Here is a 15,798-nt window from a genome sequence, read left to right on the forward strand (position 1 = left end):
AAAGATCACTTATTGCAGTTTATACTTTGCCCAATCATAAGGTCATTGAAGAACTAGAAACAAAAAGTGGCATATATTTTGGGAGCTGCGTCTTTATAGATTTGAAAAATTCACCACTACTTTTTAGCCCTGATCTTCGTATCATTTTATCAATTTGAAAGGTTTTTTTGTTTTCAGAGTATAAATGGTCTTGTACCGATCGTTAGTTTTATGTAGTTTGTTTTAGTTGCAGCAATACTATTTGTATTATGTGATATAGTGAATTGGCAGCAAACTCCCTTTTGAAAATGGAAGTTTTTTGATTCAAGAACCTTTAATGTAGTTATTTTCGGAGTACTCTCTAGATCAAGCCAGATACGATATAGCTAAATTTAAAATTTTGAAGACATTCATGGAAAAAGCTCCAAAAATACTTTTGAGATATCTGAGGAAACAGATACAAAGCAATATAATACTGTAAGGTGTTTGTTCTGGTATCAGAGGACAGTCTTACCTAAGCAGAGATTTCTTTAAACTAGTGAGACGTATTTTAATTCCTCTATGTCCCATCAACAGACCAGGTTTGGCTCCCTGTTTAGCTTCCAGAATAAGTTCATCAGGCGCTTATCCATGAATTCGCAAAATGCTTTTATAGCTTGAAAGTAATTACGCTGAATGTTCGCACTTGCGTCAATTGACAAAAGTTAACTCAATACAATTAGATCGTTTTTCAGTTTGAAATTTTTCATACTATATTTCACCTGATCGATTGTATATGAATGCCTGAACACAGTAATTGATAAATATATCAACCTCCTTCCAGTTAAAACTAAAAATCACATTTACCGGCTTATCGGGCCTGAAAGCCCAAACCACAAGAGTCCATAAATCCAGCTACAAGGATAAGAAAGGACCTCTCGAAAGAGAATGAGTTACCTCGTTTCGGGAAAAAGTAGATTTCTGGCAGCCAGGGGAGTAGAATCGGCACTATCTCTCAGGACCTGCAAAGACAACCTAATTTAGAAAAGGTGGCATGCATGACAACAGTGTTTGATGTCCCTGCAATGGAACTCATCGAGAAGGTTGCAGGCATACTTAAAGAAAATGAAAATGTCGTTCCCCCTGAGTGGGCAAAGAACGTAAAGACCGGAGTTCACAAAGAACTCCCTCCAAACAACGATGACTGGTGGTATATCAGAACCGCAGCGATCCTGAGGAAAATCTATACTGACGGGCCTGTAGGAATTGAAAGGCTCAGATCAATATACGGTGGAAGGAAAGACAACGGATCACAGCCATACCACAAAGCAAAAGGCAGCGGTTCGATTGCCAGAAAGGCAGTACAGCAGCTTGAAGCTGCAGGTTACCTGCAAAAAGTAAAGGATGGAAGAACAGTATCTGCAAAGGGACGCTCTATGCTTGATAATGCAGCCAATGAGCTCAAGCAGGAACTTCTTGAGAAGATCCCTGAACTTGCAAAATACTGAGAAAAATTCCATCCGAAGGGGACCTGACAAATCCATAGGATTCCCTTTCAAATATTATTAATCTTAACCCAGATATTATTAATCTTAATCTAGATTGCTCCGGAAAACCGGTTTTTTAGATGATTGCCATGTCTACAATGGATGACGAACTCAACGAAATCCGAAAGAGACGGCTTGCAGAAATTCAGAGGCAGCAGGCACAGAACCAACAGTCTGACGTTCAGGCAGCTTATCAGCAGGAACAGGCAAAAGCTGAGATGGAAGCTCAGAAGCAGGCCATCATGAGGCAGATCCTGACTCCTGAAGCCAGAGAGCGCCTTACAACCTTAAAGATGTCAAGACCTGCTCTTGTGGAACAGCTCGAAATGCAGCTGATCTCGCTTGCTCAGAGTGGAAGGCTCCCGTCTCAAATCAGTGATGAACAGCTTAAAACACTTCTCATGAAGATGCAGCCAAAAAAGCGTAAGACATCTATAACCAGAGTTTAAAAACAATGAGAATTTCGGTCCTGTTTAGCGGAGGCAAGGACAGTTCGCTCTCTGCCCTTTTGATGGAACCGTTTTTTGAAATAGAACTCGTAACCTGCAGCTTCGGCCTGCTTCCCAATGGTGAGCTGGCAGCAAAAACTGCAAAAAAGTTAGGGTTTCCTCACAGGGTTCTTTTTCTGGAAAGAGAAATCCTTGAAAAGGCTTACGAAGAAATAATGAAGAACGGTTTCCCGAAAAGTGCTATAAATTATATCCACGAAAAAGCCGTAGAGACTCTTGCTTCAGATCCGGAAGTTGAACTCATTGCTGATGGAACCAGAAGGGATGACAGAGTTCCTGTACTCTCAATCTCACAGATACGAAGTATCGAAGATCGATTGGGAGTTCAGTATATTTGCCCTTTGAAGGGGTATGGCAAAAAAACCGTGAGTATTCTTGTAGAGCGTTACCTTAGAATTGAAGAAGGGCCGAGTGAGAGTACTCAGAAAGCTGATTACGAAGCCGAGCTCAGGGAGTTAATCAGGCAAAGAGACGGTGAGGAGAAAATAAAGGAACTATTTCCTTCCCATATTCAGTCCCATGTGCTTTCAAGAAAAAACTACCCTGAAGAAAGCATGCCTTAAAATAAGGAAGTCTTCCGGAAGGGGAAAATTCTGGAATAAAGATTTATACAATAATCGAGTTATATTCAACCCTTATACTGCTGCAGATTAAACAAGACCCTCATAGAATTTACCGGATATGGTTTTCATAGAATTTACCGGATATGGTTTTAAAAAGCCGGTTCTACCTGGCAGAAAAAAACCTCGATTATTTAAGGGTTAAAATCACAATCAGCTAATTATCGGATATAACCAGAAGTTAACGAAATTAAGTTATTTACAGGTCAACAGGTGTGATCCACTTGAGTCATAACATGAAAGGACAGAAGATACGTCTTGCAAAGGCGCACAAACAGAACACACGCGTTCCAGTGTGGGTTATTGTGAAAACTAACAGGAAGGTCGTGAGCCATCCCAGACGCAGGCACTGGAGAAGAAGAAGCCTGGATGTAAAGTAAGCGAGGAAGGTGGAAAAAATGGCTGACGACATGGTAAAAGAACAGGTATATACTATCCCTCTCAGAAAGGTAAAGAACGTACCTTCATGGAAAAGAGCAAACAGAGCAGTTACTGAAGTAAGAGGTTTTCTTGTAAGGCACATGAAGGTTGATTCTGTGCAGGTCAAAATGGACAAATCAATTAATGAGCGCCTCTGGGAAAAAGGCTGTGAAAAGCCTCCTCTTTCCATCCGGGTCAGAGCTGTAAAATTCGCAGATGGCGAGGTACAGGCAGAACTCGCCCAGTAAAATATACCAGAAGACTCGAAGCTTCAAAGAATATGATTAGAACAGTGGATATATACGACACCTCAATGATTGGTGTCTTTGCAACCTGCACAGAAGATGTCGTTCTTGTTCCTACCGGAACAAAGCCCGAAACCTGTGCTATACTTGAGGATTCCCTGGATGCAAGGGTCGTTGAGACTCTTGTAAACGGAAGTGTTGTTATCGGAGCCCTTTCCAGAGGAAACTCAAACGGTTTCCTTTTTTCATATGGGACCGATGCCAGGGAGATGAAAGAACTGACCGGAGTTGAAGCTGAGATCCTCCCGGGCAAGCTGAATGCAGTAGGAAACATCGTGCTTGCAAACGATTCCGCAGCCCTTGTCCATCCAGAACTGTCAGACAGAGCTATTGAAACAATTGCCAATACCCTCAAAGTAGAAGTTTACAGGGGAACTATTGCCGGAATAAAGAATGTAGGAATGGCTGGAGTTGTCACCAACAAAGGACTTTTAGTGCACCCGAAAGTGACAGCTTCGGAAATAGAAACTCTGGAAAAGATCTTCGAGCTTCCGGTAAATATAGGGACTACGAACTTTGGGACTCAGATGCTCGGCTCAGGCCTGCTTGCGAACTCAAAGAACTATCTGGCAGGTTCAGACACTACAGGCCCCGAACTTGGAAGAATCGAGGAAGCCCTCGGGTTCTTAGAGTAATATTATAATCCACCTGTTTCGTAAAAAGTTGCAGCAAGAGTGGTGACCAAGATGAAGAGTTTTATTGTTAAAGGCAAATTTAAAGCAGGAAATTCCTGGGAAAAATTCACAAAGCAAGTCGAAAGTCAGAATGAAAAGAACGCAACTGATAAGGTCTATTCTGTCTTCGGAAGCAAACATGGGATTAAAAGAAGCCAGATCCAGATCGAAAGCATTGCTGAGGAGTGAAGGATATGGTAGAAGTCAGTGAAGAAGATATCAGAAATCTGGCAGCCAGGCATCAGGAGTTCCAGCGACAGGCAGAAAGCTTAAGGCAGCAGATGAATATGGTCCAGGCTTCTATTACAAGCTGCGACCAGGCAACTGTAACCATCAACGAGCTTAAAACCGTTTCAGCGGAAGGTAAGACTGCCGAAACGATGGTACCGATTGGATTTGGCTCATTCGTTTACGCCGAAATAAAAAATGCAGAGAAGGTTATTGTGGACCTTGGAGCAGGCTTTAGTGCGGAAAAGAACGCTGATGAAGCTATTGAAACCCTGAAACGCCGCAAAGAGCAGCTTACGAAAATTCTTGAACAAATGAGTGCTTCACTGACTAAATATATACAGGGTATGCAGGCCCTGGAAGCTGAAGCTGCAAAGCTTCAACAACCCAGCCAGGCCTAAAAAACCTGGCTTAGAAACAAAAGGATTGAACTCAAAGCCCGCATTTGAGAAAGAACTTTTTATTTTGACTTAACTACTATTTTTTATTGGCTTTTTTGGGATGGGATCCTGTGTTCAACAAATTCAAAGAAAAACTAGGGAATTTTAAAAAGGCGCTCAGCAGAACTATTGACGATAAAGCAGTAGATATTGAACCTGTGGTTGAGTCTGTGCCTGAGGCCGAAGAAGGTTTTGAAGAGGACATTGAGCCCATTCCTGAGGAAGAAGCTCTTGAAACGCTGACAGAAGAGGAAAGTTATGAAGCCGAACCTGTAACGGCTGCTCCTGCAACTGCCGGGATAGAAGACAGAAAAAAGGCTGAGTACAGGAAAAAACTGGAAAACAGAAAAAAGGCGATCGAGAGCAAAACTGAAGAAGAAAACGTACCTGAAAACATAACTGAAGAAAAAAAGTCATTTTTCAAAAAATTCTCGAAAATAGGATTTACAAAGAAAGCAAAAGCTCTGGTCCTTAATAGGGAAGTCTATCTGGATAGTAATGACCTCGAAGAGCCTCTCTGGGAACTTGAAATGGGGCTTCTTGAAAGTGACCTCGCCCTCTCGGTTTCCGAGGCAATTGTGGAATCAGTGAAAAAACAACTCACGGGCACAACAAAACGCATTGGCAGCAATACCGGAGAAATTGTAGAGGAAGCCCTGAAAAAAGCCATCCTTGAGGTAGTATCTGCGAATACTTTTGATTTTGATAAGTACGTAAGAGACAAGGAAAAGCCTGTTCACATTGTCTTTGTAGGAATTAACGGGACAGGAAAAACGACATCCATTGCAAAGATAACGCACAGACTGCTCAAATCGGATTATTCGGTAGTCCTTGCTGCAGGAGATACTTTCAGGGCAGGTGCCATCGACCAGCTTGGAATCCACGCCGACAGGCTTGGAGTAAAGATGATAAAACATCAACCTGGTGCCGATCCTGCTGCAGTTATTTACGATGCCGTGCAGTACGCAAAAGGCCATAAAATCGATATTGTGCTTTCCGACACCGCAGGCCGAATGCATACCAACCTTAATCTGATGTCACAGATGGAAAAGATCTGCAGGGTAAGCACTCCGGACCTTATAATTTTTGTAGATGAAGCCGTCGCAGGAAACGATGCCGTTGAAAGGGCTGCACAGTTTAATGAAGCTGTACCAATCGATGGGTCCATTCTGACAAAAATCGATGCGGATTCCAAAGGAGGAGCTGCAATATCCATTGCCTATATCACAGGCAAACCCATTCTCTTTTTCGGGATAGGGCAGGGCTATGAAGATTTAAAAAAGTTCGACCCAGAATGGTTTATAGACCAGCTTTTTAACCAGTAAATTACTTCAACGTTGAGCTATTGACTAATAACAAATTTCCGAGATCAAAGTTGTTTTCAAAATCAAAGTTGTGCTGACGCATATCGCTGTAAGCAACGGGATATTCGCGTCAGCGAAACTTTATTGTCCTGAAATATCTTTCAGACCATAGATCATATAATATTCATATTCGTAGGCAATTTTATATCTGGGCGGCATGTGTTTTTTCTGGATTCGCATAAGATCGTCCAGTCCTATTGATCGCACGTCTTTAAACCTGGCTTTTTCCATATATTCTCGAGCCTTACCCAGGGGCACACCTTTCGCGTTGGGCAGTATAGCATTCACTTCCGCAGTATAACTGTCTTTGGATATATCGTTCCTTTCGACTATATGTATCATAGTCTCACCTATATTTCTTTTCAGGTGTGTTTCTAGACGGCTGTCATCCCATACGCCGTCTATTATGACTACTTTTCCCCCTGGCTTCAGTACATTTCGCCAGTCATTAAGGGCTTTTTCAGGATTCGGTAGCGTCCAGAGCACATGGCGGAGTCAAGACGGCATCAAACTTTCCTTAATCAAAAGGGGGATTCTCTGCGTCGCCGATCCTGAATTTAATACTGCTAGGAGACTTAGACTTCGCCACCGAAAGCATTTTTTCGGACAGGTCGATACCTGTCACCTTATACCCCATATCCGCCAGCATCTTGCTCATTTCGCCCGTACCGCAGCCGACATCAAGAACGCTTAGCCTTTCCCCAGGGATTACCTGCCTGAAAAGAGCCTTCCAGGCTGCTTCTTCTTCCTCACTCTTTACCCCATGGCCGTGATATGCATCATAGCGCTGCGATGAATAGTCCCATCGTTTCGTGATCTCTTCCTTGATCTTGTTTTCATTAATTGACATACAATACCTCGAAGCTTACCTATTTTTAACCGCGATACCATGAACCATAAAAATAGGGTGATCATTGGCATATTTTAAATACCAGGGTAATTGCTTTCGCTGTATATCTCGAATTCTTTTCAAGTCAGTAACAGCGATATCTGCTAAGCCAGCCTTAGAAACATATTCCACGACCTGTTCTTTATCGACCCCATGAGGGTTGGGAAGGCTAACATTGATGTCCTTCTTATAATCGTAAGTAAAGGGGTTTTTTCCATACTTTATAAATCGGTAAATGTGGAAATTCACCGAGGATATAAGAGGAAGTAGGCCTTTTGTAATCCACTTGCCGTCAATAATGACGACACTGCCGCCTGGCTTCACAACTCTGATCCATTCTTTTACCGCCTTTTCCGGGTGAGACATAGTCCAGAGTACATACCGAGCAGTAACGCAATCAAAAGTTTCGTCCTCGAAGTTAAGGTTCTCAACGTTCATTTCCATGAACCGAATATTCGCTCCCTTTTCCCGGGCTTTCTTTCGGGCTACATCCATCATTCCTTCACTAAAGTCTACTGCAGTCACGCTATGGCCCAGCTCTGTCAGATACATAGCAATTATTCCGGTACCACTGCCAACGTCCAGGATATTTTTAGGGCTCGAACCGATCGTTTTTGATAATAGCTCTTTCCAAATCTGACTTTCCTCGATCCCTCCGTTCCCCGGCGCCGTATCGTAGAACTTGCTCCCATAATCCCAGTATTTCTTTACTCCTTCCTTAGTCCTGTCGAGTTCCAGCTTTCCAGATTCCGTCATGTTCACCCCATTATGACCTTTTTGATCCCACATTTTCGCATCGAATTAACTGGTATGATTTGTGGTATACCTTCACCGTCAAGTGTTACCCTTGCGTTGACCCCATAGACTTTTCGAATCATCGCTTCGGTTATCACGGAAGCCGGACTTCCAGCAGCCACGATTTTACCGCCATTCATCAATACGACATTGCCCGCATACCGAGACGCCAGGTTGAGGTCGTGTAATGCCACTATCGTCGTCATTCCGTTCTCTTCCGTGATGTTCTGGATCACGTCAAAAAGCTCAAGCTGCTTCTGAAGGTCCAGCGAGTTCGTAGGCTCGTCCATGAGAAGCACTTTGGGTTTTCGGATGATCGATTGGGCGATAGACACCATTTGCTTCTGCCCACCGCTGAGCTCGTTCATTGGCCGCATCGCCAGGTCTCCAATCCCGAGCTTTTCAAGCGTATCCATCGATGCAGACAGATCCTCATCCTTGATCCTCCAGCCAAGCGAATTTATCTTTCCCAACAATGTTGCCTCTAGCACCGTCATAACCGTACTTGTAGAGGATTCCTGAGGAAGGTAGCTAATAGCTTTTATGACCTCGTCTTTTCGATATGCCTTCAGGTCTTTTCCATTGAAGATTATTGACCCTTCGGCCTTGAGTATCCCGCATATGCATTTTAGCAAGGTGGATTTTCCGACCGCATTCGGGCCTATGATCGCAGTGACCATCGGCTCAGCAACCATATTTACGCTTTTTAACACCGGATTGGAATTATATCCGAACCTGAGATTTTGGATTTCCAGCTTCACCAATATCCCCTCTTTTTAGATAGAAGGAGCCAGACAAAAAACGGTATGCCAATCAGTGACGTGAGTATCCCTATTGGAAATACGATTCCCGGAACAACGGCCTTGCTGAGAACCGAAGCGGTGGAGAGTATAAACGCCCCGGACAACGCTGAAAAAGGTAAAAAGTATCGATGGTCCTCCCCCACGAGCATCCGTGCTATATGCGGTGCCACGAGGCCAATGAACCCTATGGTGCCTACGAATGCAACTGCCGTGGACGTAAGAATCGAAACCAGGATCAATCCCTTTAGTCTCATCTTTTCAACGTTCACTCCAAGACTTTTTGCCTTATCATCACCCAGCCTGAGAGCGGTGAGTTTCCAGACGTCCATGGCTAGCAGTGGTATGACCATCAAAACAATTCCCACCGTGATACCCAGAGTGGTCCAGGTTGTCTTGGTCAGGCTGCCGAAAAGCCAGAAAACTATGGCCTGGACCTGCTCCGGGTTTGCTGTATATTCAAGGAGCGCCAGCAAAGAGTTAAACAAGAACAGAACGGCAATGCCGGTAAGCACGATGGTTTCGGAGGTGGCTCGCTTGAAACTGGCAATGCCATATATTGCCATGCAGCTGATTAACGAGAACACGAATGCATTAACCGGCACGAATAAAGTATCAGTGAACGGCAGCACTCTAACGCCAAACACGATAGCCAGCGCGGCGCCGAAACCGGCGGCTGCGGATATTCCAAGTGTATAAGGGCTAGCCAGGGGGTTATCGAGGATAGTTTGCATGTTCGCGCCGGCGAGACCCAAAGTTATTCCGGTCACGATTGCCATGAGGGCGACTGGCAGGCGGAAGGTCCAAACAATTACCTGGACAGATCGCTCGCTAGATGCAGGAAAGAATATCGTTGAAATGACCTCGCTCGCCGATAAAGACGCCGGTCCTGTCATAATGTCAAGGATAAAAGTGAGGAAGATTACTACAGAAATAGAGAGGAGATAAAGATATTTCCTCCCTGTCATTTTCTTGTATGCTTCTTTTGCTTTAACGTTCATCCCAAGTGCTACTCCTCAAGTCTGCATTTGTTAATAATATCTGTACACCAGCGTACCGCTATAATCTATGGGCATGAACTTTCTGTGATATTCCTTGAGCGTATCAACAGGATCCACGTCCTTGAACTCTTCTGGATAGAACCATTTCGCGAATGTTTCCAGTGCAACGAAGTTAAATACGTCCGAGCAATAGCCGTGATATATGCCATAGACCTTCCGATTCTCTACTGCATTGATCGTATCCCACCCTGGACGGTTGACGAATGGCGTCATCGTGCTCTTCGTTACGTTCGATGTAAAAGTATAGCCCATCTTGAGCGATCCGGGAGTAGACCAGTTCCTTCCAGTTAATATGATGATGTCCGGACTCTGATTGACCAGATATTCGGCACTGAGAGCCTTACTTTTGTTGAGTAAAACCGGTTCTGCAATGTTGTCTCCACCCGCTTTCTTAACGATATCTCCCCATGCTACGTCCCCATAAGATATGCCGTAAGTATCCGGGCCGTTATATGCACATTCGACGTAAACGGTGGGTTTCTTTCCCTGTATTTTCTCCAGGCGGGAATATACGCTGTTGACCTTTTCCTCATAATAATCAACTATATCCTGAGCCCTCTGTTCCTTACCCGTGATCTTCCCAAGTAACTGAATACTCTTCGTTGAATTTTCCAAGGGTTCCATGTAGAAGTCTAAAAATACTACTGGAATACCGGCCTGATCCATCCTGGCCAGCGCCTCTTTTGTTGCTTCTCCGTTCCACATGAATTCCCAGTTGGGCATGATGACGACGTCAGGATTCAATGCTATCACTTTTTCAGCATTAAAAGTATTATCGTCCAGGGAGCCTACATCTGGTATTTCGGCCATTGTCGGGAATTTTTCCACGTATTTCTCATACATATCGCCGGAATTCTCTCTGAGATAGTTATCCCAACCAACGATTTTGCTATCAAACCCCTCTCCATAGACCGATGAAAATTCGGCCGTGCACGTCGAGTCCATCAGTACAAAGCGCTCCACCGGATATTTTAATGTCACTGATCGTCCCTCCATATCGGTTACAGTAATCGTCTTCACTTGGTCATCTGTGCTGCCGTTCGTGATACAGCCCGAAACTAAAAAAGTCAAAAAAACGATCAATATAATCGCAAGGATAGGGGGTGTTGTTAATTTATTGCGCATGTTGACCTCTAACTACTCAAATTATACCGGAACTGGACCACTTTTATATCATCCAAAAACGAGGCTCTGCCATCAGGATCCATCATCCAGTTTCATAGTCATCGATAATTTAGTAATGATATTATTCAACAGGTTTTTAATGTATTAATAATTTATTAAATAGTATTATTTTATACACTGTGATAAATATTTTGTAACAATGTGTATTGAAATTTTTAAGCTTCACATTTTTCTATAATTTTAAGAATACAGCAGGTATGAAATGCCAGATGATCAGATGCTAATTATTAACCTTAAAAAATCAAATCGCAACATAGGCATCATGTACTTGGGCAAGATTTTGTAAGTGGAGATGTGAAAGAAGTCCCACTGCAGTCCAGAGAAATCCATGTTTATCTTAAAGTCAGGTTACCTGTGCAGCCATTAACTGGCCGAAAGAGCCTTTAGCAGTGACAAGTTTGTCGAATGTGCCACTCTTCTCAACTTTCCCATTTGCTAGCATTATCACCCGGTCTGCCGACCGGATCGTCGAAAACCTATGTGCTACGATCAGAGTTGTGCGTCCTGTCGATATCTCCTTGACCGCTCTCACAATATATGCGCCACCGTAGAGACATGAAGATGCTGCTAGCAGTTTTGGCTGCGATACGATCTTTTTCTCGTCTCATAGCCCATTGCAGGACGAGGAGAAGCGCCACCGTGACAAAGTACAATTCGGACTTACGACGTGGGGACCCAGCGAACACTCTAGTGAGTATGATCAATGAGCAGTCCCTGGACTATATAAATTAGGACTTACGAACTGAGGAACAGAATCAATCACTTCAGAGACTGTGGATTAAAGTTGTGTTTTAGACAATTTTGAGAGCCCACTCTTTGACTCAATCCGGGTATATTCTTTAACGATATCGTTTTTTTGATATATGATCTCTCTGTTAACAACTGCAATTTGTTATCAGTTGAGAGGGTTTTAGCTGGTTCCTGGGTTATTGCTTACTTGAGAGAAATCAATTTCAACTAATTTTTTAATATATTCGTTATAAAAAATACATAAATAACTTATTAATTAACATTAAGAACAATATTTATAACATATTAATTTCCATTAAATGGAAATAGTAATTAAAAGTAATAATAAAAACATAATTTTTAAGAAAGGTAACATTTGTTAGCCAAATCCTAAGATATATATCATGTTGAATTATATTAAAGAGAATTAATAATAAAAATTAATAAAAGTGTGATATTTTTAATAAATGTGCCAGTCAAGTGGTTAAAACACTAGTAATTGGTTGAAAAATTGTAATAGGTTATGTGAAAAAATACAGAATTTTCTAAGACATTGTCTGAAAATAGCAATTATATTAAGATTATCATGAATTTAGCCAAAAAATATTGTACATTAGAGGAACAGAAAAATGAATTTAAACACCCGCATTAAAAATTATTGGGAAGGCGAGGCGCAGGGTTACAGTGAAGCAATTGAGGATGAACTAAACGGCTTTGAGAGAAAAGCATGGTCTGATTTGATACTGGAATATGCACCCTCCAAAGATTGTCTTGATATACTGGATATTGGCACTGGACCGGGATTCTTTCCAATCGTATTATCACAGGGCGGACATAATGTTACTGGTATAGACTTAACCGAAAACATGATCGAATTTGCACGTTTTAACCTTGGACGTGAAGGTGCTAGTGCAAAGCTGATGACTATGGATTGTCAGAGTTTGAAATTCCCAGATAATAGTTTTGATCTGTTAATTTGCCGTAATCTCACATGGACACTTGATGACCCTGCCAAAGCATATAAAGAATGGCATCGCGTCCTGAGATCAGGCGGAAGGATTCTTGTTTTTGATGCTTGCTGGTATCTGCACCTGTTTGATGAGAATATGAAAATAGTCTATGAAAAAAAGGAGAAAGAGATCCTTATGAAATACGGGCACCCAATGCACCAGCACAAAGATCAAGCTGAGGGTGATGCACTCAGCCGGAAGCTGTTTATGAGTGACAAAGTCAGACCGCAGTGGGATTTGGATATGATGCTTAAACTCGGATTTTCAAAGGTATTTGCAGATACTTCAGTGGGTGAACGGATACTCAATGAACAGCAGCAGGATAGAAACAGTATGCATCCTCCGTTTTTGGTAGGAGGAGAAAAATAAAAGGGACACACTATTTTGCGTCTTATGGCAAAATATTTCATTATACAGTTTCTGCGTGGATTCAAAAAAGATGAAGCAGGTAAATAACAATTGGTCTCTTATATACATCGTGCGATTTTTAAAAATGTCGGCTTTGTATTAGTCGGTACCGTGACTAATTAATAAAACAGCCCGGCTTTTACAGAGCTCTTATTGGGAAACAGTTCTTGTGGGAAAACAGTTATGGAAATTATATACGGTTGATGCGGCGAGTAACATCACAGGTCACGGGAGGTGAAATAGTGCTTAAAAGCATAGGAGAACGGTTATTCACACTGATTCCTGTACTGCTAGCCATTTCATTAATAACCTTCATCCTTGGCAGCATGTCTTCCGGTGACACTGCACGTACGCTAGCTGAAAAACAATATGACAGACCAACATATGAGCAGATTGAGAAAATAAGAACCGAGATGGGATTTGACAGACCGGTGCTGGTCCAGTACGTCAGTTGGCTTAAAAATGCGGTGAGAGGTGATTTGGGCTATTCTTATTCAAATGACAAGCCGGTGGTTGACGAGATTGTTCAATATTTTCCAAAAACATTACAGTTGGCACTTCTCGCACTATTGTTTTTAATTATAATTTCATTTACTCTTGGAATTTTATCGGCGGTGTTTTCCGACTCGTGGATCGACAAGATTTCCAGAATATACTGTTTCTGGAGTGTATCAATGCCCGAATTCTGGTTTGGACTCATTCTGCTGTATATTTTCGGCGCTCGTCTTGGACTAATATCAGTGCTTGGTGGAAGTTCAACGAAATTTCCAATAATACCTGCTCTTACAATGTCTATATGCAGTGGAGGGATTTATGTCCGACTAATTCGTACAAATATGGAGGAAGTACTGAACAAGGGATATATCCGTGCAGCCAGAGCAAAAGGAGTGAGTGAATATAAAATAATAACAAAACATGCTCTAAAAAACGCAACGCTTCCTGTACTCAACAAGCTTGGGATCGGATTCGGCTCTTTGTTAGCTGGATCTGCCATTATTGAATCAATATTTTCATGGAACGGGCTTGGAAATCTGGCACTCGAATCAGTTAAGCTGAAAGACTACCCAGTAGTCCAGGGATATGTGCTGTTTATGGCTTTTTTGATGGTGTTAATTAACCTGACTGTAGATATTATATGTGGCATCATTGATCCGCGCCTTAAAAATGAATGAGAGGGACATATGATGCAGGTCAAAACTCAAGCAATAAAGAGATCGAGCTCATGGTTTAGTTCATACGATGGCATTATAAATCGTATACTTACACAAAAAGCAGCAGTCTTCGGTTTTGTAATAGTAGCCTTGATTATCTTCATTGCCATAGCTGCATCTGTAATAGCGCCAAATGACCCACTTAAGGTAAATATGTCAATGCGTTTAAAAGGCCCAAGCTCGTTATATTGGCTTGGCACCGATAATCTGGGGCGATGCATTGCATCCCGTCTGATTTGGGGAGCACGGATGTCACTAATATACAGCATGTGCGTGCTGGGCCTTATGATGGTAATTAGTATTCCGATAGGGCTCCTGTCCGGATATGCAGGCGGTCGCATAGACACATTTATTATGCGGATTATTGACATATTTTTATCACTCCCGACTTTTCTGATGGCATTAGCCATCGCCGGTATGTTAGAACCCAGTGCGAGAAATATGATTATTGCCATCGCCAGCGTGTGGTGGGCACCTTATGCAAGAATAATACGTGGTATGGCAATGCAGATAAAGCAACAGGACTTTATTCTTGCAGCAAAAGCAGCCGCCTGTACTCATAGTCAGATTATTTTTCGGCATATACTTCGAAATATTGCTCCAACAATTATTGTAATGGCCACACTTGAAATTGGTTCTATTATACTGGCCATCGCATCATTTTCTTTTATCGGGTTGGGTGCGCAGCCGCCTACGCCCGAGTGGGGCATTATGCTCAGCGACAGCAAAGAATTTATGCAGACACAGCCGCAGCTGATGATTTATCCGGGAATTGCAATTATGATTACAGTCATGGCGTTTAATCTTCTGGGGGAAGGACTGAAAAATGCAATACAAAACTGACCAGGAAATTCAGAGTGAAAACGCTACATTAGATATCCGGGGCCTTTCTCTGGACTACATTATGCAGGATCAAAACATCCACGCCGTGGTAGACTTGAACCTTGTTGCAAGAATGGGAAAAATCACCGCACTTGTTGGAGAAAGCGGCAGTGGAAAATCTACTGTCGCACTTGCAGTAATGGGTATTCAGGGTAAAAATGCTGTAGTCTCAAGTGGTGAGATTTACCTGGGAGGGACAGATATACTCTCTATGCCTAAAAAAGATATGCGGTCTTACATATCGAACCATGCCAGCATTATCTTCCAGGATCCAATTGATTCTCTGAATCCGTTATTAACTGTTGGAGAGCAGTTGGTAGAGGCAATCCTGATACATGAAAAAATAACAAAAAATCAAGCTCGTACCATTGCGCTCAATCAACTTCTGGCGGTCAGCCTGCCACAGCCAGAGAAATTGATGAAAAAGTACCCGTTTATGTTGAGCGGAGGAATGTGTCAGCGTGTAATGATTGCCATCGCCAGCGTTTTCCACCCACCGCTTCTCATTGCAGATGAGCCAACAACAGCTCTTGATGTAACGATTCAGGCTCAAATCCTGCATCAATTGGATTCGATGAGGAAAAGAGACGGAACTGCAATTCTGCTTATTACACACGATTTGGGAGTCGTCGCAGAAATAGCAGACGACGTGTGTATCATGAAGGACGGACATATTGTGGAAAGCGGCACGGTAGACGACATATTCTGTAATCCTCAACATACGTATACACGCCAATTACTAGCAGCGGCGCTCTAAGAGGTT

The 15,798-nt window shown here is 42.6% G+C and carries 19 protein-coding genes; 13 read left to right on the top strand and 6 right to left on the bottom strand.

Annotated features, from left to right (window positions below; all coding sequences use genetic code 11):
* Nucleotides 1-1,016 precede the first annotated feature (1,016 nt).
* From MSBRM_RS15980 to ftsY, 9 genes are all read left to right on the top strand, one after another.
* Nucleotides 1,017-1,466 carry a 30S ribosomal protein S19e gene (locus MSBRM_RS15980; protein ID WP_048121840.1) on the top strand — a complete coding sequence of 150 codons (450 nt, stop codon included), beginning with the start codon at nt 1,017-1,019 and terminating at the stop codon, nt 1,464-1,466.
* Between the two features lie 119 nt (nt 1,467-1,585).
* The gene (locus tag MSBRM_RS15985; RefSeq protein WP_048121842.1) at nt 1,586-1,954 is read left to right on the top strand and encodes a DNA-binding protein; all 369 of its coding nucleotides are present in this window, start codon (nt 1,586-1,588) and stop codon (nt 1,952-1,954) included.
* A 5-nt stretch (nt 1,955-1,959) separates the two neighbouring features.
* Entirely contained in the window at nt 1,960-2,577 is a 618-nt protein-coding gene (locus MSBRM_RS15990) for a DUF7411 family protein (RefSeq protein WP_048121843.1), read from the top strand.
* A 281-nt stretch (nt 2,578-2,858) separates the two neighbouring features.
* Nucleotides 2,859-3,014, top strand: coding sequence for a 50S ribosomal protein L39e (locus tag MSBRM_RS19760; RefSeq protein WP_011305491.1), 156 nt, complete (start codon nt 2,859-2,861; stop codon nt 3,012-3,014).
* A gap of 18 nt (nt 3,015-3,032) precedes the next feature.
* Nucleotides 3,033-3,302 carry a 50S ribosomal protein L31e gene (locus MSBRM_RS15995; protein ID WP_048121845.1) on the top strand — a complete coding sequence of 90 codons (270 nt, stop codon included), beginning with the start codon at nt 3,033-3,035 and terminating at the stop codon, nt 3,300-3,302.
* A 32-nt stretch (nt 3,303-3,334) separates the two neighbouring features.
* Nucleotides 3,335-3,994 (top strand): translation initiation factor IF-6, encoded by a 660-nt coding sequence (locus MSBRM_RS16000; protein ID WP_048121847.1) that lies wholly within the window; start codon nt 3,335-3,337, stop codon nt 3,992-3,994.
* Between the two features lie 51 nt (nt 3,995-4,045).
* Nucleotides 4,046-4,222: a 50S ribosomal protein L18Ae gene (rpl18a, locus tag MSBRM_RS16005; protein WP_048121849.1), complete on the top strand. Its 177-nt coding sequence runs from the start codon at nt 4,046-4,048 to the stop codon at nt 4,220-4,222.
* Between the two features lie 5 nt (nt 4,223-4,227).
* Nucleotides 4,228-4,662 (top strand): prefoldin subunit alpha, encoded by a 435-nt coding sequence (pfdA, locus tag MSBRM_RS16010; RefSeq protein ID WP_048121851.1) that lies wholly within the window; start codon nt 4,228-4,230, stop codon nt 4,660-4,662.
* Nucleotides 4,663-4,772: 110 nt separating this feature from the next.
* Nucleotides 4,773-6,026 carry a signal recognition particle-docking protein FtsY gene (gene ftsY / locus MSBRM_RS16015; RefSeq protein ID WP_048156292.1) on the top strand — a complete coding sequence of 418 codons (1,254 nt, stop codon included), beginning with the start codon at nt 4,773-4,775 and terminating at the stop codon, nt 6,024-6,026.
* 120 nt (nt 6,027-6,146) lie between these two features.
* On the opposite strand, the gene MSBRM_RS21535 is transcribed toward ftsY, so the two are convergent.
* From MSBRM_RS21535 to MSBRM_RS16040, 6 genes are read right to left on the bottom strand one after another with little or no spacing between them, the layout of a single operon-like run.
* On the bottom strand, nt 6,147-6,551 hold the full coding sequence (locus MSBRM_RS21535) for a class I SAM-dependent methyltransferase (RefSeq protein WP_230668937.1): 405 nt from the start codon (nt 6,549-6,551) through the stop codon (nt 6,147-6,149).
* Nucleotides 6,552-6,582: 31 nt separating this feature from the next.
* Nucleotides 6,583-6,915, bottom strand: coding sequence for a class I SAM-dependent methyltransferase (locus tag MSBRM_RS21540; protein WP_230668939.1), 333 nt, complete (start codon nt 6,913-6,915; stop codon nt 6,583-6,585).
* A gap of 15 nt (nt 6,916-6,930) precedes the next feature.
* Entirely contained in the window at nt 6,931-7,710 is a 780-nt protein-coding gene (locus MSBRM_RS16025) for a class I SAM-dependent methyltransferase (RefSeq protein WP_048156294.1), read from the bottom strand.
* A gap of 2 nt (nt 7,711-7,712) precedes the next feature.
* A complete protein-coding gene (locus MSBRM_RS16030; RefSeq protein ID WP_048156297.1) occupies nt 7,713-8,510 on the bottom strand; it encodes an ABC transporter ATP-binding protein in 798 nt (265 codons plus the stop codon).
* Nucleotides 8,507-9,550: a FecCD family ABC transporter permease gene (locus MSBRM_RS16035; RefSeq protein ID WP_048121859.1), complete on the bottom strand. Its 1,044-nt coding sequence runs from the start codon at nt 9,548-9,550 to the stop codon at nt 8,507-8,509. The genes MSBRM_RS16030 and MSBRM_RS16035 overlap by 4 nt, the downstream gene beginning before the upstream one ends.
* Before the next feature lie 30 nt (nt 9,551-9,580).
* The gene (locus MSBRM_RS16040; RefSeq protein WP_230668941.1) at nt 9,581-10,591 is read right to left on the bottom strand and encodes an ABC transporter substrate-binding protein; all 1,011 of its coding nucleotides are present in this window, start codon (nt 10,589-10,591) and stop codon (nt 9,581-9,583) included.
* Nucleotides 10,592-12,153: 1,562 nt separating this feature from the next.
* On the opposite strand from MSBRM_RS16040, the gene MSBRM_RS16050 reads away from it, so the two are divergent.
* The 4 genes from MSBRM_RS16050 to nikD all read left to right on the top strand — a co-directional run bounded on the left by MSBRM_RS16050 (nt 12,154) and on the right by nikD (nt 15,792).
* Nucleotides 12,154-12,903: a class I SAM-dependent methyltransferase gene (locus tag MSBRM_RS16050; RefSeq protein WP_048121861.1), complete on the top strand. Its 750-nt coding sequence runs from the start codon at nt 12,154-12,156 to the stop codon at nt 12,901-12,903.
* Nucleotides 12,904-13,145: 242 nt separating this feature from the next.
* A complete protein-coding gene (gene nikB / locus MSBRM_RS16055) occupies nt 13,146-14,114 on the top strand; it encodes a nickel ABC transporter permease (protein ID WP_230668943.1) in 969 nt (322 codons plus the stop codon).
* 9 nt (nt 14,115-14,123) lie between these two features.
* Nucleotides 14,124-14,996: a nickel ABC transporter permease subunit NikC gene (gene nikC / locus MSBRM_RS16060; RefSeq protein WP_080943717.1), complete on the top strand. Its 873-nt coding sequence runs from the start codon at nt 14,124-14,126 to the stop codon at nt 14,994-14,996.
* Entirely contained in the window at nt 14,980-15,792 is an 813-nt protein-coding gene (gene nikD / locus MSBRM_RS16065) for a nickel import ATP-binding protein NikD (RefSeq protein WP_052712929.1), read from the top strand. Before nikC ends, nikD begins: the two co-directional genes overlap by 17 nt.
* Nucleotides 15,793-15,798 lie beyond the last annotated feature (6 nt).

The sequence above is a fragment of the Methanosarcina barkeri MS genome, from assembly GCF_000970025.1.
In the GTDB taxonomy this organism is placed as follows: domain Archaea; phylum Halobacteriota; class Methanosarcinia; order Methanosarcinales; family Methanosarcinaceae; genus Methanosarcina; species Methanosarcina barkeri.